At 66.0% G+C, this 25,305-nt stretch carries 25 protein-coding genes; 9 read left to right on the forward strand and 16 right to left on the reverse strand.

Annotated elements, in window-relative coordinates; all coding sequences use genetic code 11:
* Positions 1-61: 61 nt before the first annotated feature.
* Entirely contained in the window at positions 62-955 is an 894-nt protein-coding gene (locus VGV41_RS14330; RefSeq protein WP_326864533.1) for an NAD(P)-dependent oxidoreductase, read from the forward strand.
* Positions 952-1,749, forward strand: coding sequence for an N-acyl homoserine lactonase family protein (locus tag VGV41_RS14335; protein WP_326864534.1), 798 nt, complete (start codon positions 952-954; stop codon positions 1,747-1,749). The genes VGV41_RS14330 and VGV41_RS14335 overlap by 4 nt, the downstream gene beginning before the upstream one ends.
* Positions 1,750-1,917: 168 nt before the next feature.
* Here VGV41_RS14335 and VGV41_RS14340 read toward each other — a convergent pair whose 3' ends face one another.
* From VGV41_RS14340 to VGV41_RS14350, 3 genes are all read right to left on the reverse strand, one after another.
* The gene (locus VGV41_RS14340) at positions 1,918-2,466 is read right to left on the reverse strand and encodes an O-acetyl-ADP-ribose deacetylase (protein WP_326864536.1); all 549 of its coding nucleotides are present in this window, start codon (positions 2,464-2,466) and stop codon (positions 1,918-1,920) included.
* A 173-nt stretch (positions 2,467-2,639) separates the two neighbouring features.
* On the reverse strand, positions 2,640-3,725 hold the full coding sequence (locus VGV41_RS14345; protein ID WP_326864762.1) for a patatin-like phospholipase family protein: 1,086 nt from the start codon (positions 3,723-3,725) through the stop codon (positions 2,640-2,642).
* Positions 3,725-4,507, reverse strand: a complete 783-nt coding sequence (locus VGV41_RS14350) for a 3-hydroxybutyrate dehydrogenase (RefSeq protein WP_326864537.1) — start codon at positions 4,505-4,507, stop codon at positions 3,725-3,727. The genes VGV41_RS14345 and VGV41_RS14350 overlap by 1 nt, the downstream gene beginning before the upstream one ends.
* 170 nt (positions 4,508-4,677) lie before the next feature.
* On the opposite strand from VGV41_RS14350, the gene VGV41_RS14355 reads away from it, so the two are divergent.
* Together VGV41_RS14355 and VGV41_RS14360 are read left to right on the forward strand one after the other, a co-directional pair.
* On the forward strand, positions 4,678-5,166 hold the full coding sequence (locus VGV41_RS14355) for a Fur family transcriptional regulator (protein WP_326864538.1): 489 nt from the start codon (positions 4,678-4,680) through the stop codon (positions 5,164-5,166).
* A gap of 63 nt (positions 5,167-5,229) precedes the next feature.
* Positions 5,230-6,132 (forward strand): DMT family transporter, encoded by a 903-nt coding sequence (locus tag VGV41_RS14360; protein ID WP_326864540.1) that lies wholly within the window; start codon positions 5,230-5,232, stop codon positions 6,130-6,132.
* Here VGV41_RS14360 and VGV41_RS14365 read toward each other — a convergent pair whose 3' ends face one another.
* The 7 genes from VGV41_RS14365 to VGV41_RS14395 all read right to left on the reverse strand — a co-directional run bounded on the left by VGV41_RS14365 (position 6,133) and on the right by VGV41_RS14395 (position 13,489).
* A complete protein-coding gene (locus VGV41_RS14365) occupies positions 6,133-6,591 on the reverse strand; it encodes a MarR family transcriptional regulator (RefSeq protein WP_326864541.1) in 459 nt (152 codons plus the stop codon).
* Between the two features lie 122 nt (positions 6,592-6,713).
* The gene (locus VGV41_RS14370) at positions 6,714-7,442 is read right to left on the reverse strand and encodes an ABC transporter ATP-binding protein (protein WP_326864542.1); all 729 of its coding nucleotides are present in this window, start codon (positions 7,440-7,442) and stop codon (positions 6,714-6,716) included.
* Complete coding sequence (locus VGV41_RS14375) at positions 7,439-8,203, reverse strand: ABC transporter ATP-binding protein (protein ID WP_326864544.1); 765 nt, start codon at positions 8,201-8,203, stop codon at positions 7,439-7,441. Before VGV41_RS14375 ends, VGV41_RS14370 begins: the two co-directional genes overlap by 4 nt.
* Positions 8,200-10,083: an ABC transporter permease gene (locus tag VGV41_RS14380; RefSeq protein ID WP_326864546.1), complete on the reverse strand. Its 1,884-nt coding sequence runs from the start codon at positions 10,081-10,083 to the stop codon at positions 8,200-8,202. The genes VGV41_RS14375 and VGV41_RS14380 overlap by 4 nt, the downstream gene beginning before the upstream one ends.
* A 196-nt stretch (positions 10,084-10,279) precedes the next feature.
* Entirely contained in the window at positions 10,280-11,491 is a 1,212-nt protein-coding gene (locus VGV41_RS14385) for an ABC transporter substrate-binding protein (RefSeq protein ID WP_414705117.1), read from the reverse strand.
* 299 nt (positions 11,492-11,790) lie between these two features.
* Positions 11,791-12,609 carry an SDR family NAD(P)-dependent oxidoreductase gene (locus VGV41_RS14390; protein WP_326864547.1) on the reverse strand — a complete coding sequence of 273 codons (819 nt, stop codon included), beginning with the start codon at positions 12,607-12,609 and terminating at the stop codon, positions 11,791-11,793.
* A 22-nt stretch (positions 12,610-12,631) separates the two neighbouring features.
* A complete protein-coding gene (locus VGV41_RS14395) occupies positions 12,632-13,489 on the reverse strand; it encodes an alpha/beta hydrolase (RefSeq protein WP_326864549.1) in 858 nt (285 codons plus the stop codon).
* A gap of 198 nt (positions 13,490-13,687) precedes the next feature.
* On the opposite strand from VGV41_RS14395, the gene VGV41_RS14400 reads away from it, so the two are divergent.
* The 5 genes from VGV41_RS14400 (at position 13,688) to VGV41_RS14420 (ending at position 18,240) form a co-directional block, all read left to right on the forward strand.
* Positions 13,688-14,662 carry an ABC transporter substrate-binding protein gene (locus VGV41_RS14400; RefSeq protein WP_326864550.1) on the forward strand — a complete coding sequence of 325 codons (975 nt, stop codon included), beginning with the start codon at positions 13,688-13,690 and terminating at the stop codon, positions 14,660-14,662.
* Entirely contained in the window at positions 14,652-15,425 is a 774-nt protein-coding gene (locus VGV41_RS14405; protein WP_326864551.1) for an ABC transporter permease, read from the forward strand. The genes VGV41_RS14400 and VGV41_RS14405 overlap by 11 nt, the downstream gene beginning before the upstream one ends.
* Positions 15,426-15,504: 79 nt before the next feature.
* Positions 15,505-16,335, forward strand: coding sequence for an ABC transporter ATP-binding protein (locus VGV41_RS14410; RefSeq protein WP_326864552.1), 831 nt, complete (start codon positions 15,505-15,507; stop codon positions 16,333-16,335).
* Positions 16,336-16,520: 185 nt separating this feature from the next.
* Positions 16,521-17,768, forward strand: coding sequence for a flavodoxin-dependent (E)-4-hydroxy-3-methylbut-2-enyl-diphosphate synthase (ispG, locus tag VGV41_RS14415; RefSeq protein WP_326864553.1), 1,248 nt, complete (start codon positions 16,521-16,523; stop codon positions 17,766-17,768).
* A gap of 34 nt (positions 17,769-17,802) precedes the next feature.
* The gene (locus VGV41_RS14420; protein WP_326864554.1) at positions 17,803-18,240 is read left to right on the forward strand and encodes a hypothetical protein; all 438 of its coding nucleotides are present in this window, start codon (positions 17,803-17,805) and stop codon (positions 18,238-18,240) included.
* An 86-nt stretch (positions 18,241-18,326) separates the two neighbouring features.
* Here the strand turns inward: VGV41_RS14420 and VGV41_RS14425 are convergent, their stop codons facing one another.
* The 6 genes from VGV41_RS14425 to pcaG all read right to left on the reverse strand — a co-directional run bounded on the left by VGV41_RS14425 (position 18,327) and on the right by pcaG (position 25,305).
* Positions 18,327-19,430 (reverse strand): 5-methyltetrahydropteroyltriglutamate--homocysteine S-methyltransferase, encoded by a 1,104-nt coding sequence (locus VGV41_RS14425; protein WP_326864555.1) that lies wholly within the window; start codon positions 19,428-19,430, stop codon positions 18,327-18,329.
* A gap of 183 nt (positions 19,431-19,613) precedes the next feature.
* Positions 19,614-20,714, reverse strand: a complete 1,101-nt coding sequence (locus tag VGV41_RS14430) for a 5-methyltetrahydropteroyltriglutamate--homocysteine S-methyltransferase (protein ID WP_326864556.1) — start codon at positions 20,712-20,714, stop codon at positions 19,614-19,616.
* A gap of 193 nt (positions 20,715-20,907) precedes the next feature.
* Complete coding sequence (locus VGV41_RS14435; protein WP_326864557.1) at positions 20,908-22,017, reverse strand: 5-methyltetrahydropteroyltriglutamate--homocysteine S-methyltransferase; 1,110 nt, start codon at positions 22,015-22,017, stop codon at positions 20,908-20,910.
* Between the two features lie 47 nt (positions 22,018-22,064).
* Positions 22,065-22,943 carry a methylenetetrahydrofolate reductase gene (locus VGV41_RS14440; protein WP_326864558.1) on the reverse strand — a complete coding sequence of 293 codons (879 nt, stop codon included), beginning with the start codon at positions 22,941-22,943 and terminating at the stop codon, positions 22,065-22,067.
* Positions 22,943-24,385, reverse strand: a complete 1,443-nt coding sequence (locus VGV41_RS14445) for a hypothetical protein (protein WP_326864559.1) — start codon at positions 24,383-24,385, stop codon at positions 22,943-22,945. The genes VGV41_RS14440 and VGV41_RS14445 overlap by 1 nt, the downstream gene beginning before the upstream one ends.
* Before the next feature lie 302 nt (positions 24,386-24,687).
* The gene (gene pcaG, locus VGV41_RS14450; RefSeq protein WP_326864560.1) at positions 24,688-25,305 is read right to left on the reverse strand and encodes a protocatechuate 3,4-dioxygenase subunit alpha; all 618 of its coding nucleotides are present in this window, start codon (positions 25,303-25,305) and stop codon (positions 24,688-24,690) included.

Raw genomic sequence — 25,305 nt, forward strand, 5'->3', positions numbered from 1 at the left:
TGACAAGCGGACCGGCCTGAGGCACAGTCGCCGCCTCTCACGTCATTCTCGGGACAGGATCATGGACATCGGTTTCATCGGATTGGGGAACATGGGCGCCCCCATGGCCCGGCGGCTCATCGAGGCCGGCCACAGCCTGGTCGTCTACGACACGCGCAACGACGCGGTGGCGCCGTTCGTCGCCATCGGCGCCAAGCTCGCCTCCTCCCCGGCCGATCTCGCCGATCGGGTCGAGACGGTGATGGCCAGCCTGCCGTCGCTGCAGGTGTCGGAGAAGGTGGCGATCGGCGCCGGCGGCGTGATCGAGGGCAAGCGCGTAAAGCGCTTCATCGACCTGTCCACGACGGGATCGCGCATGGCGATCAAGATCGCCGACGCGCTGGCCAAGAAAAACATCGTGCAGATCGACTGCCCCGTGTCCGGCGGCGTCGGCGGCGCCGCCAAGGGCACGCTCGCCGTCATGGTGTCCGGGCCGAAGGCCGACGTCGATCACGTGAAGGACGCGCTCGCCGTGTTCGGCAAGGTCTTCGTCATCGGCGAGAAGCCGGGCATGGCGCAGACGATGAAGCTCGCCAACAATTTCCTGTCGGCAAGCGCGATGGCCGCCACCGCCGAGGCGGTCGCCATGGGCGTGAAGGCCGGGCTCGATCCCGCCGTGATGATCGACGTGATCAATGCCGGCTCCGGCCGCTCGCGCGCGTCGGACCAGAAGTTTCCACAGTCGATCCTGCCGCGCACCTTCGACTACGGCTTCGCGACGGCGCTCATGCTCAAGGACGTACGTCTTTGTTTCGAGGAGGCGAAGAACCTCGACGTGCCGCATGACATGATGAAGACGACCCTCGACGACTGGGAAGCGACCAACACCGAGTTCGGCGGCGACAGCGACTTCACCTCGATCGTCAAGATGATCGAAAATCGCGCCGGCGTGACGATCGGGGGCAAGAAGGCATGAGCGACGACATCCACGAGGTCTACGCGGTCTGCTACGCCTCGCACGGCCGCAAGCGCGCCGAGAATTACATCTTCGGCGACCCGCACGACGAGATGACATCGATCTCGTATTACGTCTGGGTGATCAAGGGGCCGCACGGCACCTTCGTCTGCGACACCGGCTTCGACGAGGCGGCGGCGAAGGAACGCGCGCGCAAGATCATCCATCCAGTCGGCGAAGGGCTGAAGGCGCTCGGGGTCGAGCCGGACAAGGTCGATCACGTCATCGCCACGCACATGCATTGGGATCACGCCGGCAATTACGACCTGTTCCCCAATGCGCGCTACCACGTGCAGGATACCGAGATGGCCTACTGCACCGGCCGCTGCATGTGCCACCAGACGCTGCGCATGCCGTTCAGCGAGGCCGACGTGCACGCGATGGTGAAGAAGGTGTTCAATTATCGCGTCGATTTTCACGACGGCGACGACGAGATCGCGCCGGGCATTACCGTGCACAAGATCGGCGGCCATTCGAAAGGCCTGCAATGCGTGCGGGTAAAAACGCAGCGCGGCTATGTCGTCGTCTCGTCCGACGCCTGCCACCTCTACTCGCACATCGACGAAGGCCGTGTGTTTCCGATCACCTACAGCGTCGGCGACACGCTCGAGGGCTACAAGAAGCTCCTGAAGCTCGCTTCGTCGCGCCATCACATGGTGCCGGGGCATGATCCGGAGGTGAGGAAGCTCTACCCGGCGGCGAAGCCCGGGCTGGAAGATTGGGTCATGCGTCTCGACGTCGCGCCGAGGGTTTAGTTCACCCTCTCCCCGCTTGCGGGGAGAGGGTGGCGAGACGCGCAAGCGGCGAGCCGGGTGAGGGGGCGCTGCCGCGAGTCTGAGCGTGTCGAGAAGCCCCCTCACCCGGCTTCCTCGCTCTCGCTCGGAAGCCGACCTCTCCCCGCAAGCGGGGAGAGGTAAGGAAGGTCACGCCAACCCCAATTCCGCGAACGCATCCTGGTGATGCGCGGCGCTGGTCTCCGAGAAACAACAAAAGATGACCTGCGCGAGACCGCGAGCGCTGGCCGCGACTTCCGCCGCTACCGTGCCGACGGCGATGCGCGCGGCGCGGTCGGCGGGAAAGCCGTAGACGCCGGTCGAGATCGCCGGAAAGGCGACCGAGACGAGCCGGTGCCCACGCGCGAGATCGAGCGCCGTGCGGTAGCAACCGGCGAGCAGCGCGTCCTCGTCGTGCCCGCCGCCGTTCCACACCGGGCCGACCGCGTGGATGATGTGCCGCGCCTTCAGCCTGTGCCCCGCGGTGATCTTGGCCGAGCCGGTGTCGCAGCCGCCGAGCGAGGCGCATTCCTGGCGCAGGCCGGGTCCGGCCGCGCGATGGATGGCGCCGTCGACGCCGCCGCCGCCGAGCAGCTTGCGGTTGGCGGCATTGACGATCGCGTCGACGTCGAGCGTCGTGATGTCGGCGACGATGATGTCGAGCCGCGTCGGCCCGATCTCGGCAGTGAGCAGGGACATCTTATTCTCTCGTCATCACCGGGCCGGCGCGGCACGCGCCGTGACCCGGTGATCCCGCTTAGGATGGCACAGCCTTGCTCTCCTAAGCGAGATGGCCGGGACATAAGGGCGTTCACGCCCGTCTTCGACGGGCTATGCCCGGCCATGACAAATGAGAGGTTCATGCACACTTTCTACCCCCGCTCCGCCGCCACCTCCGCCTTCAGATCGATGCTCGAGCGTACGCCGATGTCGGCGAAATGCCCGTCGAGAAAGCGCCGCGCCGAACGATGGCCGAGCTTGCGCAGCAGTTCGAACGATTCGAGGTCGTTGCGCAGCTTGCTCGACGAGGAGAAGCGCTCGCCGAGGCCTTCCAGCACGATGCGATGCACGCGGATCTGCCGGTACTCGTTAGCGCCGGTGCCGTGCGGCACGCGACCCAGCTCGATCAGCCGGTTGACGAACTCGATGGCGCGCAATTCCGCCATCAGCGCCGAATTGAACGTGATTTCGTTCACGCGGGCCATGATCTCGCGCGTCGAATGCGGCACCTTGCGGCGCACGAGCGGATTGATCTGCACGATCAGCACGTCTTCCGTCGCCGTGGCGCGGAAGAACGGAAACAGCACCGGGTTGCCAAGATAGCCGCCGTCCCAATAAGGCACGCCGTCAATCTCCACCGCTCGGAACACCGCCGGCAGGCAGGCCGACGCCATCACCGCTTCCGCCGAGATCTTCTCGCGCGGAAAGATGTGCAGCCGTCCGGTCTGCACATTGGTGGCGGCGATGAACAGCGCGCGCGGATCGGCGCGCAAGACTTCGAAGTCGACGAAGCGTTCGATCAGATCCTTGAGCGGATTGATGTTGAGCGGATTGACGTCGTAGGGCGACAGATATTTCGACCAGGCATTGAGCCAGTCGAAGGTCGGCGAATTATCGCTCGGCAGCAGCGAGAACAGGCGGTTGAGCACCGCGCGCTGCAACGGCGGCAGATCGCCGCCGAGGCTCGCCGCGCGCCAGAAATCAGAGAGACGCTTGCGCGCTTCGTCGGGTCCGCCGCGGCTAAGGCCGTCGGCGAGCATCACCGCGTTCACCGCGCCGGCCGAGGTGCCGGAGATGCCGTCGACGGCGAGCCGCCCGTCTTCGAGCAAATGGTCGAGCACGCCCCAGGTAAAGGCGCCGTGCGCGCCGCCGCCTTGCAGCGCGAGATTGATGCGCTTGGGCGATTGCGGCGCAGACTCGCGCGACTTGTCGCCGAAGGCCCGCGCGAGGAAGTCGATCACTGCGCGGTCCAGCCGCCGTCGATCGAGTAGGACGATCCGGTGATCGAGGCCGCCGCGTCCGAGGCGAGGAAGACGGCCAGCGCGCCGATGTTCTCCGGGCTGGAGAACTCGTGCATCGGCTGCTTCTCGGAGACGAGCGCCACCTTGGCCTGATCGAATGTCTGCCCGGACTGCTGCGCGCGTGCCTCGATCTGCTTGGCGACCAGCGGCGTCAGCACCCAGCCTGGGCAGATGGCGTTGCAGGTGACGCCATCATTGGCCGCCTCGATGGCGACGGTCTTGGTCAGGCCGACGAGGCCGTGCTTGGCGGCGACGTAGGCGACCTTCTGGCCGCTGGCGACGAGGCCGTGCGCCGAGGCAATGTTGATGATGCGGCCCCATTTGCGCTTCTTCATGCCGGGGATGGCGGCGCGGATGGTGTGGAACGACGACGAGAGATTGATGGCGATGATCGCGTCCCAGCGGTCGATCGGGAAATCCTCGATGTTGGCGACATGCTGGATGCCGGCATTGTTGACGAGCACGTCGACCGAACCGAACTCCTTCTCGGTCTCGGCGATCATGGCGGCGATCTCGGCCGGCTTCGACATGTCGGCGGCCGAATAGCGGGCCTTGATGCCGAAGTCCTTCTCCAGCCCGGCCCGCTCCTTCTCGATCGCCGCCTTGTCGCCGAAGCCGTTGATCATCAGGTTGGCGCCGTCCTTGGCCAGCGCGCGGGCGATGGCCAAGCCGATGCCCGAGGTGGAACCTGTGACCAGCGCAGTCTTCCCTTTCAGCATGACGACCTCTTGACGAGAGCGGCGCCGGGCGCCGCGGGATGGCATAGGCGAATAAGGCGGGGACCCTGCCCCCAATTTTGTTGCGGTGCAATACCGGCTGGGCAAGGCAGAGCCGCGTTCGCAAATCCGGCCCGCCGTGCTTAGATTTGGCGCGGAGAATGGAGCGACCCTTGGCACGCAAGCCTGCGATCTTCCCGGCCCCCGGTCATGACCACGGCCGCTGCACCAGTGACGCGATCGCGCACGCCGAGGCGCTCTGCGAGGCGCGCCACGAGCGCCTGACGCCGATCCGCCGGTCGGTGCTGGAGGCGCTGCTCGCCAGTCACCAGCCGCTCGGCGCCTACGACCTGATCGACCGCCTCGCCGACGACGGCGGCCGGCCGGCGCCGATCACGGTCTACCGCGCGCTCGACTTCCTGCGCGAGCAGGGCTTCGTGCACCGCATCGAGAGCCGCAACGCCTTCATCGCCTGCGTGCACAATCACGCCAGCGGCGATCCCGTGGTGTTCCTCATCTGCGAGAAGTGCGGCGCGGTCGGCGAAGCGGCGGCGGCGGCGGTGGCCGAGACCATCCGCAGCGCCTCGCGCGCGGCCGGCTTCACGCCGAAGACGCCGGTCATCGAGATTTCCGGCATCTGCGCCCACTGCAAGGCGGCGTAAGCGTTCGCCGGCGCGACATCACAACCAAATCGCGCTAAGACGAATCCCGCCGGAAGTCCCTTCATGCCCGATACGTCCGCTTCCCACGTCACGCGCCCGCTCGATGCCGCGGCGGCCGCGCTGGTCGTACTGATCTGCCTGTCCTGGGGCTTCAACCAGGTGTCGGTGAAGCTCGCGATCCACGACATCCCGCCGCTCATGCAGGGCACCATCCGCTCGGTGGGGGCGACGATCCTCGTGGCGGCGTGGTGCAGGTGGCGCGGCATGCCGCTGTTCTCGCGCGACGGCACGCTCGTCGCCGGCCTCGTCACCGGCGCGCTGTTCGGCCTCGAATTCGTCCTCATCTATCAGGGGCTCGCCTACACCACCGCGACGCGCGCGGTGCTGTTCATCTATCTCGCGCCGTTCTTCGTCGTGCTCGGCACGCGCATCGTTCTGCCGGCCGACCGCTTCGGCCCGGCGCAGTGGCTCGGGCTGGCGCTGTCCTTTGCCGGCATGATGGTCGCGTTCGGCGCACCGACGCCGGCGCTCGACCCGCGCCAGATGATCGGCGACCTGATGATGGTCGCCGCCGCCGCGATGGCCTGGGCCGCCACCACGCTGATGATCAAGACCAGCCTCAACCGCATCTCTTCCGAGAAGGTGATGCTGTATCAGCTCGTCGTGTCCATCCCGATGCTGGCGATCGGCGCGCTTTTGTTCGGCGAGCACGTCCGGCACTTTCCGTCGGCGCTGGCGATCGGCGCGCTCGCCTACCAGACGATCTGGGTCGTGAGCGTCACTTTCGTGCTCTGGTTCGCGCTGGTCGTGCGCTATTCGGCGAACCGGCTGTCCGCCTTCAGCTTCCTGACGCCTTTGTTCGGCGTCGCCGCCGGGCATTTCGTGCTGGGCGAGCCGATGACGCCGGCCTTCGCCGCCGCGGTCGCGCTGGTCGCGCTCGGGCTGGTGCTGGTGAACCGACGCTGACTAGCCGAGCCTCTTCAGCAGGCGCACCACCGTTTCCCGCTCCTCGGCGGAGAGCGGCGCCAAAGTGGCGGCGGTGATGTCGCCGGCGATCTTCATCGCCTGCTCGGTGACCTCGCGCCCGCGCGGCGTCAGCGCCACCGCGCGGCGGCGGCGGTCGTTGGGATCGTTGAGCGCGGTGAGGAAGCCCCGCGCGCCGAGCCGGTCGACCACGCCCTTGATGGTGGCGGCGTCGAGATAGATCAGGCGGCCGAGATGGTTCTGCGAGCAGGGGCCGACTTCATAGAGCTTGGCGAGCGCGGCGAACTGCGTCTGCGTCAGGCCCTCGATCATGCGCGCGGTGAAGATCGAGGTGTGCCGCTGCATCGCGATGCGCATGAGGAAGCCGACCTGCGCGTCGAGCACGTAGCCGACATCGCCCCGCTCCGGCACGGGATCGAGTTTCAATTTCTCACGCGGCATTGCGTCGTCCCGTGCCTGCAGCAGTTTCGCCCCGGGAGCATGATGGCCGGGTTGGCGCGCCGGAGGAAAGGCCTATTGCGCGGGAAACGAGAAAAAAAGCGAAGATTTCCCGGAATATGGTTTCAGACCGTCAGATAGGCGCGCTGGACGTCCTGATTTGCTTCGAGTTCGGCCATGGCACCATTCCACTGCACCTGGCCTTTTTCGAGCACATAAGCCCTGTCGGAAACGAGCCGGGCGAAATGAATATTCTGCTCGGACAGCAGAATTGACAGGCCGTCGCGTTTCAACTCGACGATGGTGTTGGCCATCTGCTCGACGATCAGCGGCGACACGCCCTCCGACGGCTCGTCGAGCAGCACCAAGAGCGGATTGCCCATCAGGGTGCGCGCGACGGTGAGCATCTGCTGCTCGCCGCCGCTCATGCGGCCGCCGAGGCGATTCGGCATCTCGGCGAGATTGGGAAAGAGTTTGAACAGTCTGTCCGGGGTCCACAACGGCGCCGCCGTGCCGTCGGCGAAGCGGCGCGGCGGCTGGCGACCGATGTCGAGATTTTCCATGACCGTGAGGTCGACGAAGATGCGGCGGTCTTCCGGCGTGAAACCGAGGCCGCGGCGGGCAATCTCGAACGGCTTGAGCCGCGAGATATCGTCACCGTTGAAGCGCACGGTCCCGCGGCGCGCGGCGATCAGCGCCATGATCGCTTTCATCGTCGTGGTCTTGCCGGCGCCGTTGCGGCCCATCAGCGCGACGACCTCGCCGCGGCCGACCTCGAGGCTGAGGTCGTAGAGAATGCGCGCCGCGCCGTACCAGGCGCTGAGCTTGTCGACCTGCAGCATCGGCGCGGTCATGACGTCCCCCGCGCGAAGGTCTTGCCCGTGCCGAAATACACCTCGCGCACCTGCGCGTCCTCGCGGATCGCGTCGGCGCTGCCGTCGGCGATGAGGCGGCCGCGCGCCAGCACGACGATGCGGTCGGCGTAGGCGAAGACCACGTCCATCGAATGCTCGGTGAACAATACCGAGATGCCGCGCTCGACGACGAGGCGCTTGACCAGCGCAATCAATTCATTGCGCTCGCCCGGTCCCATGCCGGCGGTGGGCTCGTCCATCAACAAGAGCTTCGGCTCGTTGGCGAGCGCGATGGCGAGCTCGATGCGCTTGACGTCGCCATAGGCGAGTTCGCGGCTCGGCCGGTCGGCCGCCTCGCGCATGCCGACCTGCGCCAGCAGATCGAGCGCGCGCGCGCGGTGCCGCGACGCCGCCGGCCGCCAGACGCGGTAGGTCTCGCCGGCGTGCGAGATCAGCGCCATCTGCACGTTCTCGACCACCGTCATCGAGGCAAAGGTCGCGGCCACCTGGAAGGTGCGGCCGACGCCGCGCCGCCACACCTCGCGCGGCGCCAGGCCGGCGATGTCCTCGCCGTCGAGCAGGATCTTGCCCGAATCGGGAACGAGCTGGCCGTTGATCATGTTGAAGCAGGTCGACTTGCCGGCACCGTTCGGGCCGATCAGGGCGAGAAACTCGCCGCGCGCGATGTCGAAGCTGACCTCGTTGGCGGCGCGCACGCCGCCGAAGGCCTTGGTCAGCGCGCGCACGGCGAGCAGCGTCATGATGCGCGCCTCTTGCGAAACAGCGCGACGACCGCGCCGACGATGCCCTGCGGGAAGGCCAGCACCAACACCAGAATGATGCCGCCCAGCATCGCGCGCCAGTATTCGGTGTCGCGCATCACCATGTCCTGCAGCACGGCGAAGAACGACGCGCCGACGATCGGGCCGGTGAGCGTCTGGATGCCGCCGAGCAGCACCATCACCAGGCCGTCGATCGAGCGGCCGACGCTGATCGTCTCCGGCGAGATCGAGCCCTTGGCGAAGGCGAACAGGCCGCCGCCAACGCCGCACACCGCGCCGGCGACGGCGAAGGCCAGCCAGTGCACGCGCTTGACGTCGATGCCGATCGCCTCGGCCCGCAACGGATTATCGCGGCCCGCCCGCATGGCGTAGCCGAACGGTGCAAACAGCAAGCGCCGCAACAGCAGCACCGCGACGACTGCCAGCGCCAGCGTGAGCAGGAAATAGATACTCGTCTTGTCGAACGGCGGCGGCGGCCAGATGCCGATGACGCCGTTGGAGCCGCCGGTCAGTTCCTCCCACTGGAACACGGTCGCCCAGACGATCTGCGCGAAGGCGAGCGTCAACATGGCGAGATAGACACCGGAGAGCCGCACGGCGAACCAGCCGAACAGCAGCGCGCCGGCGAGCGCGACGACCGGCGCGGCGAGGAGCGCCACGCCCATCGGTACCGCCAGCCATTTCACCAGCAGCGCGGCGCCGTAGGCCCCCAGCCCGAAATAGGCGGCGTGGCCGAACGAATGCATGCCGCCGGGACCGGCGATGAAATGCAGGCTGGTGGCGAAGATCACCGCGATCAGCGCGTCGATGCCGAGGATGAGCACGTAAGGCGAGCCCTGCGCCAGCCACGGCAGCGCCACGAGCACCGCCAGCACGATGGCGGCGAGCACTTTCAGCAGCGGCGTCGCCGGGCGGATCGGCTCCTCCGGCTCGGCGACCGTGCGCACCGCGCCTTGCCTCTTGCCGAGCAGACCGTAGGGCCGCGCGATCAGCACGATCGCCATCACCAGGAATTCCGCGACGAGCGTGAACTTCGAGGCGTTGAGGGTGAAGCCGGCGATATGGAAGACGCCGATGCCGATGCAGATCGCCTTCACCTCGGCGATGATCACCGCGGCGAGATAGGCGCCGGTGAGCGAGCCCATGCCGCCGACCACCACGACGACGAAGGCGTCGCTGAGCGCGACGAGATCGGTCGACAGGCTCGCCGGCTCGCGCGCGAGCTGCAGCGCGCCGCCAAAGCCTGCGAGCGCGGCGCCGAGCGCGAACACGCAGGTGAACAGGATCGCCTGATTGACGCCGAGCGCGCCGACCATCTCGCGGTCCTGTGTCGCCGCGCGGATAAGGCGGCCGAAACGCGAGCCCTTCAGCGCGAAATGCAAGGCCAGCAAGACCGCGGGGCCGACGAAGATCAGAAACAAATCATAGCTCGGCAGTTGCCTGCCGAAGATCTCGACCGCGCCGCGCAGGCCGGGCGCGCGCGGCCCAAGCAGGTCTTCCGGCCCCCACAGGTAGAGGGCCGCGTCGTTGAACACGAGCACCAGCGCGAAAGTGGCGAGCAACTGGAACAATTCGGGCGCGCGGTAAATGCGCCGCAGAAGCACGATCTCGATCAGCGCGCCGATGAGGCCGACGGCGAGCGCCGCGGCAATCATCGCGCCCCAATAGCCGAGCCCGCCGCCGATCCGCGTGGCGATCGAATAGGCGATGTAGGTCCCCAGCATATAAAGGGAGCCGTGCGCGATATTGATGATGCGGGTGACGCCGAAGATCAGCGACAGGCCAACGGCGACGAGAAACAGGCCAGAGGCGCTGGAGAGCCCGTTGAGCGCCTGGAAGAGGAAGGCGGAGAGGGTCATGGCAACGTCGCCGCGATCCCGCTTCCCTCGCCCCGCGCAGCGGGGAGAGGGTGCCCGAGCGGAGGCGAAGCCGAGCGAGGGCGGGTGAGGGGCAATAGGGTCATATAGCTCAGAAGCCCCTCACCCGGCTTGGCGCTACGCGCCTCGCCACCCTCTCCCCGCAAGCGGGGAGAGGGAAGAGAAGGCCCTCGCTTCGTTAGTTCGCGCTCGCCGGGCGCAGCTTGGCGACTTCCGCCGGGCCGGGCAGCACCGAGGCGCCGTCGACATATTTGAAATCGACCATGGTGCCCTTGCCGTTCTCGACCGCGAGCTTGCCGACGAAGCAGCCCATCGTCGCCTGATGATCGCTGGCGCGATACTCGAACGGGCCGAATGGGCTGTCGACCTTCAGGCCCTTGAACGCCGCAACCAGCTTCTCGGTGTCGGTCGCGCCCGCCTTGGCGAGACCGGCGGCGAGCGACTTCATCGTCACGTAGCCGACCACGGAGCCGAGCCGCGGATAGTCGTGATACTTGTCCTGATAGGCCTTCAGGAATTTGACATAGTCCGGCGTCTTGATCTTGTCCCACGGGAAGCCGGTGACCAGCCAGCCGGCCGGCGCCTCGTCCTTCAGCGGGTCGAGATATTCCGGTTCGCCCGACAACAGGCTCACCACGAAGCGGTTCTTGAAGATGCCGCGCGTCGTGCCTTCGCGCACGAACTTGGCGAGATCGCCGCCGAACTCGACGTTGAAGATGGCATCGGGCTTGGCGTCGTCGATCGCCTGCGCCACCGCGCCGGCGTCGATCTTGCCGAGCGGCGGCGCCTGCTCGGTGACGATCTGCGCGTCGGGCTGCTCCTTCTTCAGCAACTCCTTGAACGCAGCAGCGGCCGACTGGCCGTATTCGAAGTTCGGATAGACCAGCGCCCAACGCTTCTTGTTCGCCGCGACCGCGCCCGGCATCAGCATCGCCGTCTGCTCCCAGGTCGAGGCGCGCAGGCGGAAGGTATATTTGTTGCCGTCCTGCCAGGTGATCTTGTCGGTCAGCGGCTCGGCGGCGAGGAAGAACACCTTCTTCTGGCCGGCGAAGTTGGTCACCGCCAGGCCGACATTGGAGAGGAAGGTGCCGGTAAGGGCGACGACGCCTTCGCGCGTTACGAGCTCTTCGGCGGCGCGCACCGCTTCGCCGGGATTAGCACCGTCGTCGCGCGAGATCACTTCCAGCTTTTTGCCGAGGACGCCACCCTTGGCGTTGATCTCCTCGACCGCCATCTCCCAGCCCTTCTTGTACGGGTCGAGGAAAGCCGGCTGCGACTTGTAGCTGTTGAGCTCGCCGATCTTGATCGTCTGCTGCGCCATCGCGGGCGCGGCGAACGCGGCGATCGAAGCCGCAAGCGCGAAGCTGATGACGTGACGTACGGACAACATGACTTTTCTCCCTGCGTGGCGGCGGCCGCGATGGCGCGCGCGGACCATCCGCGATGTGGTTCAAGTCTGCAACGTCTTCGTCGCCTCCGACTTGGCGAACTTGTTTGTGCACAAATAGTCTGACCGCACTCCGATACTTGTCAAGCGAAGGCAACAGGCACGCATTGCCGCAGATGCAGGCGCTGAGCCTCGCCGCCCCCGCTCCGTTCATTCCCGCGAAAGCGGGACTCCAGTTGGATCTTTCATTGCTGCATGTCTGCGCTGGGTCCCCGCTTTTGCGGCGACGAACGGAGAAAACATCAGCCTCTCGGGCGATCGCGGAAGCGATCCATCAGCGGCTTGTCCTGGCCGCCGTCGATCTCGATCATCGTGCCGTTGACCATCTCCATCAGTGGCGAGGCCAGCATGACGACGAGGTTCGCCACCTCGTCGACCTCGGCGATGCGGCCGACCGGGATCGAGGCCGGCGCGAGCTTGTCGGCTTCGTCGTAGGAAATCTTCATGTCGCGCGACATCGCGTCGACAAGGCCGGCCCAGCGCTCGGTGCGCACCGGCCCCGGATTGACGGCGACGAAGGTGATCTTCTCCTTGCCGTATTGTCCGGCGAGCGACAGCGTCAGGTTCTGACCGGCGGCGTTGGCGGCGCCGGGGCAGATTTCCCAATATGACGGCTTGACGCCGTCATTGCCGATGAGGTTGACGACGCGGCCGCCGCCCTGCGCGCGCATGATCGGCAGCACGTAACGCAGGCAGCGCACGTAGCCCATGAACTTGAGCTGCAGGCCCTTTTCCCAGTCGTCCTCGGTCAGGTGTTCGATGACGCCGCCGGCGGCAGAGCCGGCATTGTTGACCATGATGTCGATGCGGCCGAGCGCCTTGTGCGCCTGTTCGATGAAGGACTTGGCATCCTTGTCCTTGCGCAGGTCGGCGGTGATCGGCACGATCCTGCGGCCAGTCGCCTTGGCGATTTCGTCGGCCGCCGCCTTCAGCGGCTCCATGCGGCGCGCGCAGATGGCGACATCGACGCCTTCCTTGGCCAGCGCAAGCGCGATGCCCTTGCCGATGCCTTCCGAGCCGCCGGTCACCGCCGCGGTTTTGCCTTTGAGCCTGAGATCCATCGCATGTCTCCTTGCGTAACTTTTATTGGCCGCGGTGCGCCATCCAGCGCCCGGCTTCGGCATTGGCGATGAGGTCGGCAAGCGCGGCGTTGAACGCCGCCGGCTCCTCGCTGGTGATGGTGTGGCCGGAGCGCGGGATCACGCAGAGCCCGGCGGTCGGCACGGTGCGCTTGAGATAGACGCTCGATTCCAGGCACCAGTCATCCTCGTCGCCGACCAGCACCAGGAGCGGCAGCGTGAACTTCTTAAGCTCGCCTTCCAGCTCCCACAGGCTTGGCCGCTTGGCCTGTACCTCGAGCATCGTCAGCGCGTGGCCGACGGGTGAATGCTCCGTGAGCATCTGTGCGAATTCGGCGAAGCCGCGCGGATCCTTGTGCTTGTGCGTCTGCCGCGTGGCGCCATCGGCGTAGCGCGCCGCAGCAGACTTGAAGTCCTCGGTCTGAAACATCTTGCCCGTTTGCCGCGAGGCTTCGCGCGTCTCTTCGACGACCTTCGCATCGGGGCTGGAGCCATAGCCGCAGCCGGCGGCGGTGACGCTCAGGCAGCGCCCGGGATATTTCAGCCCGACGAGCAGCGCCGTGAGCGCGCCCATCGAATGACCGACGACATGCGCCCTGTCGATCTTCAGCGCATCCATCACCGCGACGACATCGTCGCGGGCGAGGTCCTGGCCGTAGCGCGTGGGATCGGTGGGCACGTCGGAGGGCGGATAGCCGCGCTGCGAATAAGTGACGCAGCGATGGGTGCGCGCGAAGAAGCGCATCTGCGGCTCCCACGTGCGGAAGTCGCCGGCATATTCGTGGATGAAGACGATCGGAGTGCCCTGCCCCGCCTCCTCGACATACAGCCGCGTGCCGTCCCGGGTGGTGATGTGCGGCATCGTCCGCTCCCCTCAGATGATAATTATTTGCACGCAAATGAATTCAGGTAAAGTCTCCCGAAGGGCGAGCCACTTCGCGTCACACGCGCAGCGGCGAGAAACGTGCCGCAAACATGGATTGCGGTTCGCCGCGGAACACGGCTCAATGCCGGGCAATCGGCGCGCGCAACAGCGCCGCATACGAGGGGGAAGGCGTTCATGACCAAGCTCACACGCCGCAGTTTTGCGGCTTCCGCTGCCGCGCTCGCCGCCGGCGCCGCCATTCCGGTGCGCGCGCAGGACAAACCGGTGATCAAGGTGTCCAGCCTGACGCTGCCGGTGTTCAACCCGTTGGTCTGGAACGTGATGAAGGCGCGCGGCTTCGACGCCAAGCACGGCTTCACCCTCGACATCCACCCCTATCCCTCGATCGCCGCCTTCTATGCCGGCTTTGCGACCGGCGAGACCGACGTGTTGATCGGCGGCCCGACCATCTTCGTGAAGCTGGCGCAGCAAGGCGTGCCGGTGCGCATCATCGGCAGCGGCTTCACGCTCGCCGATCTCGTGATCTTCGCCAAGGATCCGAAGATCAAGTCGCTCGCCGACCTCAAGGGCAAGCAGCTCGCCATCGACATGGGCGGTTCGCAATATCAGGTGGTGAAAATCTATTGCGCGGCGAAAGGCATCGACCTCGGCAAGGATATCACCGTGGTCAACGCCAATTTCGCGGTGGCGCGCGCGCAGCTCGAGGCCGGCCGCGTCGACGCGGCGCTGGTGATCGAGCCGCTGGCCAGCATCATCACCAAGCAGCATGCCGACTGGCATTCGATCTTCAATGGCGCCGAGGGCTGGAAGGAGATCACCGGCGAGGCCGGCTGGGAGATCGTGCCCGCCATGCGCGCGGATTCGATCAAGCGCGTGCCGAAGGCACCGCAGATGCTGCTCGCGGCGTTGCAGGACACGGCGGCTGAATTCGAAAACAATACCGCCGCCGCCGACAAGATCGCCAACGAGACGCTGAAACTGCCGCCGGGCATCCTCACTGCCGCGGTCGAAAGCAAGCGTCTGCAGATGATCGTGAAGCCCGCCTGGGATCCGGCGGTGAAGAAGTCCATCACCGACATGATGGAGCGCGCCGTAAAAGCCGGCTTCTACGACAAGATGCCGGACGGGGCGATCATTTATGCCCCTTGAGGAGCACCGGGAGCAGGTCCCGGTTCTGAAATTCCCACGACAGACGATCGTGTCGCTGCTCGTCTTCGCGGTCGTCTGGGAAATTCTGTCGCATCTGTCGCCCTATCTGGGGATCCCGCCCTTCGCGATCCCCAGCCTGCTGCGCATCGCCAAGAGCATGACCACCATCACGCCGATCGACGTGGCGGTGACTTTGGCGCGCGTCATCGCCGCGCTGATAGCCTCCTTTGCGTTCGGCCTGGCCCTGGCGATGGTCATGTACAATTCCAGGATGCTGGACGAATACCTGCATCCGATGATCCGCATCCTCATGGCGGTGCCGGTCGTCTCCTGGATCCTGTTCGCGGTGCTGTGGTTTCCCGGCGTCGAATTCCGCATCGGTTTCGTGCTGGTGGTGGTGTGCGGGCCGGTGTTCCTGGTCGACACGCTCGACGCCATGCGTAACGTGCCGCGCGATTTGCGGCAGATGATGCGCTCGTTCCGGCCGACGACCTGGCAGTTCTTCATCAAGCTGATGCTGCCGGCGATCGTGCCGACCATCTTCACCAGCTGGAAGGTCAACATCAGCCTCGCCATCCGCGTCGTCACCATCGCCGAGCTGGTCGGCGCGGTGACCGGCATCGGTCACCAATTGTCGGTGGCGCAAGAATTGTTCTCGGTGTCCGACGTGTTCGCCTGGACGGTCGTGCTGGTGGCGCTGCTGTTCCTGCTCGAAGCGGGTGTCGCCCGCGTCGAGCATCGGTTGCTGCGGTGGCGGGCATGAACAGGTGCCGCATGCTCTTTCTTACCCTCCCCCTTGTGGGGAGGGTCGACGCACGAAGTGCGTCGGGGTCGGGGTCGCTATGACAATGCAATCACCCCCACCCCCGACCCCTCCCCACAAGGGGGAGGGGAGAAGCACGCCGCTGCCGATCGAAGTGCGCGGCCTGCGCAAGGTGTTCCGCCAGGCGACGTCGGGCCAGGCGGTCGTCGCCATCGATCGCCTCGACCTCGTCATCCAACCGAAGGAGGTCATCGCCATCGTCGGCCAGACCGGCTGCGGCAAGTCGACCTTCTTCGATCTGATGATCGGACTCGAAGAGCCGACCGAGGGCGCGATCCTGATCGGCGGCAAGAGCCCCTCCGGAGACTTCGACGCCTTCCGCGGCAAGATCGCCACCGTATTCCAGCAGGACCGGCTGCTGCCGTGGCGCTCGGCGCTCGACAACGCCAAGCTGCCGCTCGAGCTCGCCGGCGTGCCGGAAGCCGAGCAGCGCGAACGCGCGCTCACCTGGCTCAACAAACTGGGCCTCGCCAAATTCACCAATGCCTATCCGCATGAGCTGTCCGGTGGCATGCGCCAGCGCGTGGCGATCGCGCGTGCCTTCGCGGTCGAGCCGGAGATCTTGCTCGCCGACGAGGCCTTCGGCCATCTGGACGAGGTGACCGCCGCCGAACTGCGCGAGACCTTCCTCAAGCTCGCGCGCGAGAGCGGCGCGACCGCGATCCTGATCACGCATCAGCTCGAGGAGGCGATCGCCGTCGGCGACCGCATCGCCGTATTCGGCCAGTCGGCCAAACTGCTCGCCGATATCCACGTGGCGCGCTGGGCGGAGGGCGATTACGGGACGCTGCGCGAGGCGATCCAGCAGACCCTCCAGAACCAGAAGCCTGACCCGCGTCTGCACGACTGAGAAGTCACTGAAACGTCGCGATTTCGGGCAATATTAGCCGTTCCGGAACCGTTGACGGCGCCGGGTGTTGGAACTTCGGTCCCGGCCCGCTAAATAAGTCCCGGATGGTCCGGCCCGAAGTTTCGGGCGCGGGCTGTCTTTGACGTAAAAAGCCCAGCGGCCAAGCCCATTACAGGTCGATTCTCATGAGCGGTATTTCGGCGCAGGAGCGGCACAAGACGGTCGGCGTGGACGTCGGCGGCGTGATGGTCGGCGGCGGCGCCCCGATCGTCGTGCAGTCGATGACCAATACCGACACAGCCGACGTGGACGCCACCGTCCGCCAGGTCGCGGCGCTCGCCCGCGCCGGCTCGGAACTCGTGCGCATCACCGTCGACCGCGACGAGGCGGCCGCCGCCGTGCCGAAGATCAAGGAGCGGCTCCTCAAGATGGGCGTTACCGTGCCCATCGTCGGCGACTTCCATTACATCGGCCACAAGCTGCTCGCCGAGCACCCCGGCTGCGCCGAGGCGCTCGACAAGTACCGCATCAATCCCGGCAATGTCGGCTTCAAGGACAAGAAGGACCGCCAGTTCTCGCAGATCGTCGAGATGGCGATCAAGCACGGCAAGCCGGTGCGCATCGGCGCCAACTGGGGCTCGCTCGATCAGGAGCTGCTCACGACGCTGATGGACGCGAATTCCAAATTGCCGAATCCGCTCGACGCCCGCCGCGTCATGCACGAGGCGATGGTGCAGTCGGCGCTGTTGTCGGCCGAACGCGCCATCGAGATCGGCCTGCCGAAGAACCGCATCATCCTGTCGGCGAAGGTTTCCGCGGTGCAGGACCTGATCGCCGTTTACGCCGAGCTGGCGCGCCGCTCCGACTTCGCGCTGCATCTCGGCCTGACCGAAGCCGGCATGGGCACCAAGGGCATCGTCGCCTCCTCGGCCGCGATGGGCGTGCTGCTGCAGCAGGGCATCGGCGACACGGTGCGCATTTCGCTGACGCCGGAGCCCGGCGGCGACCGCACCCGCGAAGTGCAGGTCGGCCAGGAGTTGTTGCAGACCATGGGTCTGCGGACGTTCGTGCCGCTGGTCGCCGCCTGCCCCGGCTGCGGCCGCACCACCTCGACGACGTTCCAGGAACTTGCCCAGGACATCCAGAGCTTCATCCGCGACTCGATGCCTGGCTGGAAGACGCAGTACCCGGGCGTCGAGACGCTCAACGTCGCGGTGATGGGCTGCATCGTCAACGGCCCCGGCGAGTCGAAACACGCCGACATCGGCATCTCGCTGCCCGGCACCGGCGAAACGCCGACCGCGCCGGTGTTCATCGACGGCAAGAAGGCGGCGACGCTGCGCGGCGCGACCTTGTCGGCCGATTTCAAGCAGATGGTGATCGATTACATCGAGAACCGCTGGGGCGCGGGCGCGCGGACGGCGGCGGAGTGATCATGCTATTGATCGTTCCAATGGCTGCATCGATTTGAAATCCAAGCTCGTCATCATCGTCTTCGCGATCGGCGTCGTGCTCGCCACGGCCGTGTCGGTCTATATGAGCCGCACCATCGCACCGGTGCAGAAGACGGTCACCGCGGTGCCGGCGCCGGACGGCCGCTACAAGGCGGTCGTCGTGTCGCTGTGGCAGGACGGCAGCGCGCCGTTCTGCTACGACACCGTCTCGATCTACCTCGCGATGTATCCGAACGATTTCGCCGAGAGCGAACAGGGCTATCAGGTCTACTGGTCGCCCTGCGCGACGCCGGCCAATCCGGCCGACACGCCGGCCGTGAAATGGTCCGCGAACAACGAGGCGCAGATCACCTACACGCAGGGGCCGGCGCCGGCCGATCCGCGCAAGCTGCGCAAGCGCGTGGTCGACGCGTCGAAGTTCGTGAAGATCACGTACGTGGAGAGGAAGTAAACTCTCCGCTCGTCTCCGCGAAAGCGGGGACCCAGTTGGGACTCAGCGCTGGATTCCCGCTTTCGCGGGAATGAGCGGCGTTTCTTCTACCCCCACACTTCCTTCGCCACCTCGACGATCATCCTGAGCTTCGCCCACTGCTGTTCCTCGGTGAGCACGTTGCCTTCTTCCGTCGAGGCGAAGCCGCACTGCGGCGACAGGCAAAGCTGCTCGAGCGGAATGAACTTCGCCGCCTGATCGATGCGGCGCTTGAGCTCGTCCTTCGACTCGAGCGTGCCCGTCTTCGTCGTCACCAGCCCGAGCACCACCTGCCGGTTCTTCGGCACGGCGCGTAGCGGCTCGAAGCCGCCGGCGCGCGCGGTGTCGTACTCCATGAAGAAGCCGTGCACCTTGATCTTGCCGAACAGGATTTCCTGCACCTTCTCGTAGCCGCCGGCGCCCATATAGGTGCTCTTATAGTTGCCGCGGCACATGTGCATGGTGATGGTCATGTCGGGTGGAATATCCGACATCGCCGTGTTGATGAGATCGGCATAGAGCTCGCCGAGCCTGTCCGGATCGTCGCCGCGCGCCGTCATCTGCTGGCGATATTTTTCGTCGCACAGCATGGCGATGAACACCTCGTCGAGCTGCAGGTAGCGGCAGCCGGCGTCGGCGAAGGCGCGCACCGCCTTTTTGTAGGCCTGACCGAGATCGTCGAACATGGCATCGAGCTTCGGATAGACTTTTTCGTCGACCGGCGTCTTCATCGGCCGACCCCACAGCGCCGACGGCGCCGGGATGGTGATCTTCGGCGTCTTCTTCGTGTGCGCGGCGACGAACTTGAAGTGCTCGATCATCGGGTGATGCTTCGAGCCGATCTTGCCGGTCACCTTCACGCCTTCGTTTCGCGTGGTCACCGCGGCGAAGGCGACGCCGGTATCCATCACGTGCTTCTCGACGCCGTCGAGGCCCCAGAGAAAGTCGAGATGCCACCACGAGCGGCGGAATTCGCCATCGGTGACCGACTGCAGGCCGCACTCCTCCTGCTTTCTGATGACCCGCTCGATCTCGCGATCCTCGACCGCCTTGAGCGCGGCGGCATCGATCTCGCCCTTGGCGAATTTGACGCGCGCGTCCTTCAGCACGGCGGGGCGCAGCAGGCTGCCGACATGATCGGCGCGAAAGGGCGGTGTGGTGCGTGGGGACATGGCGATTTCTCCCTTGCTTTTCTTCACCTCTCCCCGCTTGCGGGGAGAGGTCGACGTCCGAGCGAACGCGAGGGCGTCGGGTGAGGGGGCGCATCGATGAAGCTGAGCGCGCGGAGACTCCCCCTCACCCGGCTCGCGCCTACCGGCGCTCGCCACCCTCTCCCCGCAAGCGGGGAGAGGGAATTACCCCCAAACTTCCTGCGCCAGTTCGACGATCATCGTCAGCTTCGCCCACTGCTCGTCCTCGGCCAGCACGTTGCCCTCCTCGGTCGAAGCGAAGCCGCACTGCGGCGACAGGCACAGCTGCTCCAGCGGCACGAATTTGCTCGCCTCGGCGATGCGGCGCTTGATGTCGTCCTTCTTCTCCAGCGTGCCGCTCTTGGAGGTGACGAGGCCGAGTACGACCTGCTTGTCGCCCTTCAAGTGCCGCAGCACGTCGAAGCCGCCGGCGCGCTCGCTGTCGAATTCGAGGAAGTAGCCGTCGATGTTGACCTTGCCGAACAACTCCGCGGCAACGAACTCGTAGCCGCCAGAGGCGATGAAGGTGGAGCGGAAATTACCGCGGCACGAATGCATCGTCATCGTCATGTCGGACGGCTTGCCGGAGAGCGCGGTGTTGGTCACCTCGCGGTAGATCGCCGGCAGCCTGTCGGGATCGTCGCCGCGCGCGCGCGAGTGCTCGCGCTCCTTCGGATCGCACATCATCGCCCAGGCGGTGTCGTCGATCTGCAGATAGCGGCAGCCGGCGTCGTAGAAGGCGCGGATCGCCTGCTTCCAGGCGTTCGCGACGTCGGCGAAGAAGGCGTCGAGGTCCGGATAGACCTCCTTGCTCACCATCGCGCGGCCCTGGCGGAAGTGGAACGTGCTCGGCGCCGGGATGGTCATCTTCGGCGTGACGCGGCAATGCGCCTTCAGAAACTTGAAATGCTCGAGCATCGGATGGCCGGCGAAGCCGATCTTGCCGGTGATCTTGATCGCCTCGGCCTTGGTCTCGACGCCGTGGAATTTGATCGGCGGCGCGCTGATCATCTCGACGCCCTGCAGGCCGCGGAAGAAATCGAAATGCCACCAGGAGCGGCGGAATTCGCCGTCGGTCGCGAGCTGCAGCCCGATCTCTTCCTGCTTGCGGACGACCTTCTCGATCTCGCGGTCTTCCACCGCCTTAAGGCCGGCCGGATCGAGCGCGCCTTTGGCGAATTTGTCGCGCGCGTCCTTCAGTGCGGCCGGCCGCAGCAGACTGCCGACATGGTCGGCACGGAACGGGGGCTTGGTGCGTGGGGACATGGGCGATCTTCTCCCTCGTTTTTTTCACCTCTCCCCGCTTGCGGGGAGAGGTCGACGTCCGAGCGATTGCGAGGACGTCGGGTGAGGGGGCGCATCCGCGGGTCTGAGCGCATCGAAACGCCCCCTCACCCGGCTCGGTCCTGCGGACCTCGCCACCCTCTCCCCGCACGCGGGGAGAGGGAAGAGGCGGCGCTTACCTGCCCCACACTTCCTTGGACAGATCGACGATCATCTTCAGCTTCGCCCACTGCTCGTCCGCCGCCAGCACGTTGCCTTCCTCGGTCGAGGCGAAGCCGCACTGCGGCGACAGGCAAAGCTGCTCGAGCGCGACGTACTTCGTCGCCTCATCAATGCGGCGCTTGATGTCGTCCTTCTTCTCCAGCGTACCGCTCTTCGAGGTGACGAGGCCAAGCACGACCATCTTGTTGCCTTTGGGCAGGAAGCGCAGCGGTTCGAAGCCGCCGGCGCGGTCGGTGTCGTATTCGAGGAAGTAGCCGTCGTAATTGCACTTCTCGAGCAGGTTCTTCGCGACCGGCTCGTAGCCGCCGGAGGAAATGAAGGTGGAACGGAAGTTGCCGCGGCAGACATGCGTGGTGATCGTCATGTCGGCGGGCTTCGCCTCCAGCGCCTTATTGATCATTGCGGTGTAGCTGTCCTGCAGATGATCGACGTCGAGACCGCGATCGCGCGCCTTCTTCAGCTCTTCCTGCGAACAGAGATAGGCCCAGGCGGTGTCGTCGAACTGCAGATAGCGGCAGCCGGCGTCGTAGAAGGCCTTGACCGCCTTCTGATAGGCGGCGGCGAGGTCGTCGAAGATGGCGTCGCGGCTGGCATACACGTCCTTGCTGACCGAGCCCGGCTCGAGGCGGAAATGCATCACGCTCGGCGCCGGAATGGTCATCTTCGGGGTGCGGCTCGTATGCGCCTTCAGGAACTTGAAGTGCTCGAGCATCGGGTGATTGGAGAAGCCGATCTTCTTGTCGACCTTCAGCACCTGCATCTTGGTCTGCATGCCCTGGAACTGAATTCCGTGGTCGGATTCTTCCAGGCGGACGCCATCGAGCATGCTGAAGAAATCGTAGTGCCACCACGAGCGGCGGAATTCGCCGTCGGTGATCGCCTGCAGGCCGATCTCTTCCTGCTTCTTGATGATCTTTTCGATCTCGCGGTCCTCGACCTCCTTGAGCTGGGCCGCGGTGATCTCGCCCTTCTCATGCTTGGCGCGCGCTTCCTTGACGGGCGCGGTGCGCAGGATCGAGCCGACATGATCGGCGCGGAACGGCGGTTTGCTTCTCTGGGCCATCGGTTTAGTCCTCCCGAATGGCGCGCCGCCCGGCCGGCCGCGCGCGCCTAATATGGATGAGCCATAGCACGGCGAGCGCCATGCGTTCCATGCGCGGCATCGCATGCATAGCGTGCGGTTTCAACGCAGCCGCCGAAGGAAAAATAGTGCGCGGCAATCTCGCCGAGACCGTCGGCCGCCGCAATCTCGGCAATGACGCGGTCGGGCCCGACATGACCGACCAGCGAGGCGGCCGACCCCGTCATCAGTCCGCGCAGCGAGGCCGAAACGCCGCAGCGGCGCGCGAAACGGACCAGCGCCGGAACGCTGGTCGGCCCGACCATGCCGACCTTGACCGGCAGCCGGATGCCGCAGGTGCGCAATTGCCGCAGCCAGGCGACGATGCGCTCGCCGGAGAACGAGAACTGGCTCACGATGTGGACCGCGAGCCCCTGCGCCGCGGCCAGTGCGATCTTTTCGTCGAGCGAGGCTTCGAGCCGCCCCGGCGGGATGCGCGGATGGCCCTCCGGGTAGCCGCCAATGCCGATCTCGGCAATGCCGTGCTCGCCAAGGCGCCCCTTCCGGATGACCGACAAGGCATCGGGGAACGGGCCGGCGACCTCGGCGTCGCCGCCGACGACGAGCAACCGCGTCAGCCCCGCTTCGGCGACGAGCCGGCGCATGAGTTCATCCAGCGCGGCGGCGCTCGGCACCATGCGCGCGGCGATGTGCGCCACCGGCTCGAGCCCGGCCGCGCGCACGCGCGCCGCCGCCGTCACGAGTTCGTCGGCGGTCAGCTTCGGCACGGCGGTGATGTAGATCTCGGTGCCGCGCGGAAGCGCTGCCGCCATCGCGGCGATCTCGGCCGCGGTCGGCTTGGTCGCCTCGACCGAGAATCGTGCGGCGAAGCCGTTCGCTGCGCCGTGCTCGTTGGCGGCGATCAGCATCACTCGCGCCGTCGCGAGATGACGAAGGACTCGTCGTAGAACCACAACCCGCCGTGCTGCTGCAGCACGTCGCGCGTGGCCTCGACGTAGCGCCGCTCGGCATTGATGTCGGCCAGCCGGTCGTCCTCGACCTGCGCCACGTAAATGGCCGCGTTCCACGCCGCGAGCAGCGTCGAGGTGCCGATCGAGGAGGAGATTTCCGACGGCAGCGTGTGCATGTCGTAGCGGAAGATCGAACGCTGGTCGGAATAGGCGTTGAAATTGAGGTCGCGGCCGGCCGATCCGAGGTCCTGCTTCACCGCCTTCAAGAGATCATGGCGGTTGTGCACAAATGGATTGTCCTGCGGCCACACCCGCTGAATGATCTCCATGCCCGGATCGTTCCCGTGCGAGTGGATGGCGATCATGCGGCCGCCGGGGCCGAGCGCGCGCGCAAGCGGCGCCAGCACGCGCTTGGCCTTGAATTCGAGCGAGGCGCGGGCGCGGAACGGCTGCGAGGCGATCACCAGATCGTAGTCGGCGACGGTGCCGCCCGGCTTCGGGACGATCTGGTCGAGCAGGAATTTGTGATCGTTGCGGTAGAGAACGAGGATCACCGGCCGCTCGTAGACCGGATTGCCGCTCTTCGCCGACACGCGCGCCTTCCAGTTCTCGGCCAGGAACGGCTCGAGCGCGGTGATCTGCTGCTCGAAGGAGTGCGCGCTGGTGCCGTCCATCGCCACTTCCTTCCACACCAGGCTGGTGGCGGCGGTGAGCGATTTGACGTTCAGCCACGGCGCCTCGGCGTAAGCGAGGTTGGTGAGCACCACGACACTCGAGGGATGCTCGACGAAGCGGTCGGGCAGCTTCTGCAGCGTCAGCCGTACGTCTTCGAGGCTGATCTCCTTGCCGACCACGTAGAACGGCATGGTCGGGAAGCGGTCGTGCATCGCGCGCATGACGCGCGCCAGCACGGTGCCGTCGCCGACGCCGGCGTCGAACAGGCGCACCGCCGGCGGCCGCGGATGGATGTTGGCGAGCTCGAGGCTGACGCGGTTGGCCACCTCCCACTTCTCGCTGCAGGTATTCACGAACAGCAGATATTTCTGCCGGTTGTCGAAGAAGCGAAAATTGCGCTGCGGGTCGTCGCTGGCCTGACCGGAGGCGACGGGCGGCGCGGGTGGCTTGACCATTGGGAGCTGGGAGGTTGAAGGAGCTGCGGATGGCGCTGAGGACGCGGACGCCGCGGGATCGAACAGGATGCGCCGGCGCGTGGGAGGTTCGTCGGCGCTCTGCGCCATGAAGGCGCGGATGCGGTCGAGGGTGTCGGTGGTGATGCGGCCGCCGTTGCGCAGGCGGCTGGCGAGCTTGCCGTCATTAACGGCGCGGCGGCCGAAGGTGGATTCGGCGAGCCCGCGCTGACGGCAAAAGTCGCTGATCTCCTGAAGGATCTGCTCGTTCATGGCACGTTTCCTCTCGGCTCTAACGGCCGGTTTCCTGAAGGAAAGCGAACCAAGCTCGTGCCCAGCCGTCAACCACAAAACGCATGTGGGAAAGTTGGGCAGAGTGGGTGGGCAGGAATTTAGGCGCCTTTGGCGAATCGAACTATTTCGGCTCGCCCTGGGAGATTAAGGCCGCCCATCGCCGGGGCTGAGCCGATCATTGCCCACGCGTCTGACAAAAAGGAGGGGTGGAAGGTGGGCAGCGCCCGCCGTCCACCCCTAGATTTGAGGCCGTCGTGCCGGCAAAGCCGGCGCAAATGCGGTCAGATTTCGAAGAAAACCGTCTCGTTGCCGCCTTGGACGCGGATGTCGAAGCGATAGAGCGGCACGCCCTTCTCCTCGCCGGCCTTGTGGGCAATGAGTGTCCCGCGCCGGTCCTCGGGCACCAGCGCCAGGATGGGATCGGACGCGTTCGCCGCCTCGTCGGCGAAGTAGAGCCGCGTATAGATCTGGCGCAGCATGCCGCGCGAGTAGATGCAGACGACGATATGCGGCGCCTGCGCCTTGCCGCCGGGGCCGGGCACCGCGCCCGGCTTGACGGTGTCGAAATTGTAGACGCCGTCCTTGTCGGTCGCCGAGCGGCCGAAGCCCTTGAATTGCGTGTTCGGCCGCCCGCGCGTGTCTTGCGGGCTGGCATAGCGCCCTTGCGAATCCGCCTGCCAGATTTCGAGCATGCAGTCGTTGATGGGCGCGCCGTCGCCGTCGGTCACCTGACCCTGGATGCGTATCTTTTGTCCGGTCGCGTCCGGCGTGATCAGGTTGTCGCCGACGGTTTCCTTCCAGCTATAGGTGCCGTTCGGGTCCCACTTGGCGCGGCCCTTCGGCGTGAGGCCGTAGGCGAAGAACGGGCCGACGGTCTGCGATGGCGTGATCTCGGACAT

The organism is Pseudolabrys sp. (assembly GCF_035943735.1).
GTDB lineage: Bacteria > Pseudomonadota > Alphaproteobacteria > Rhizobiales > Xanthobacteraceae > Pseudolabrys.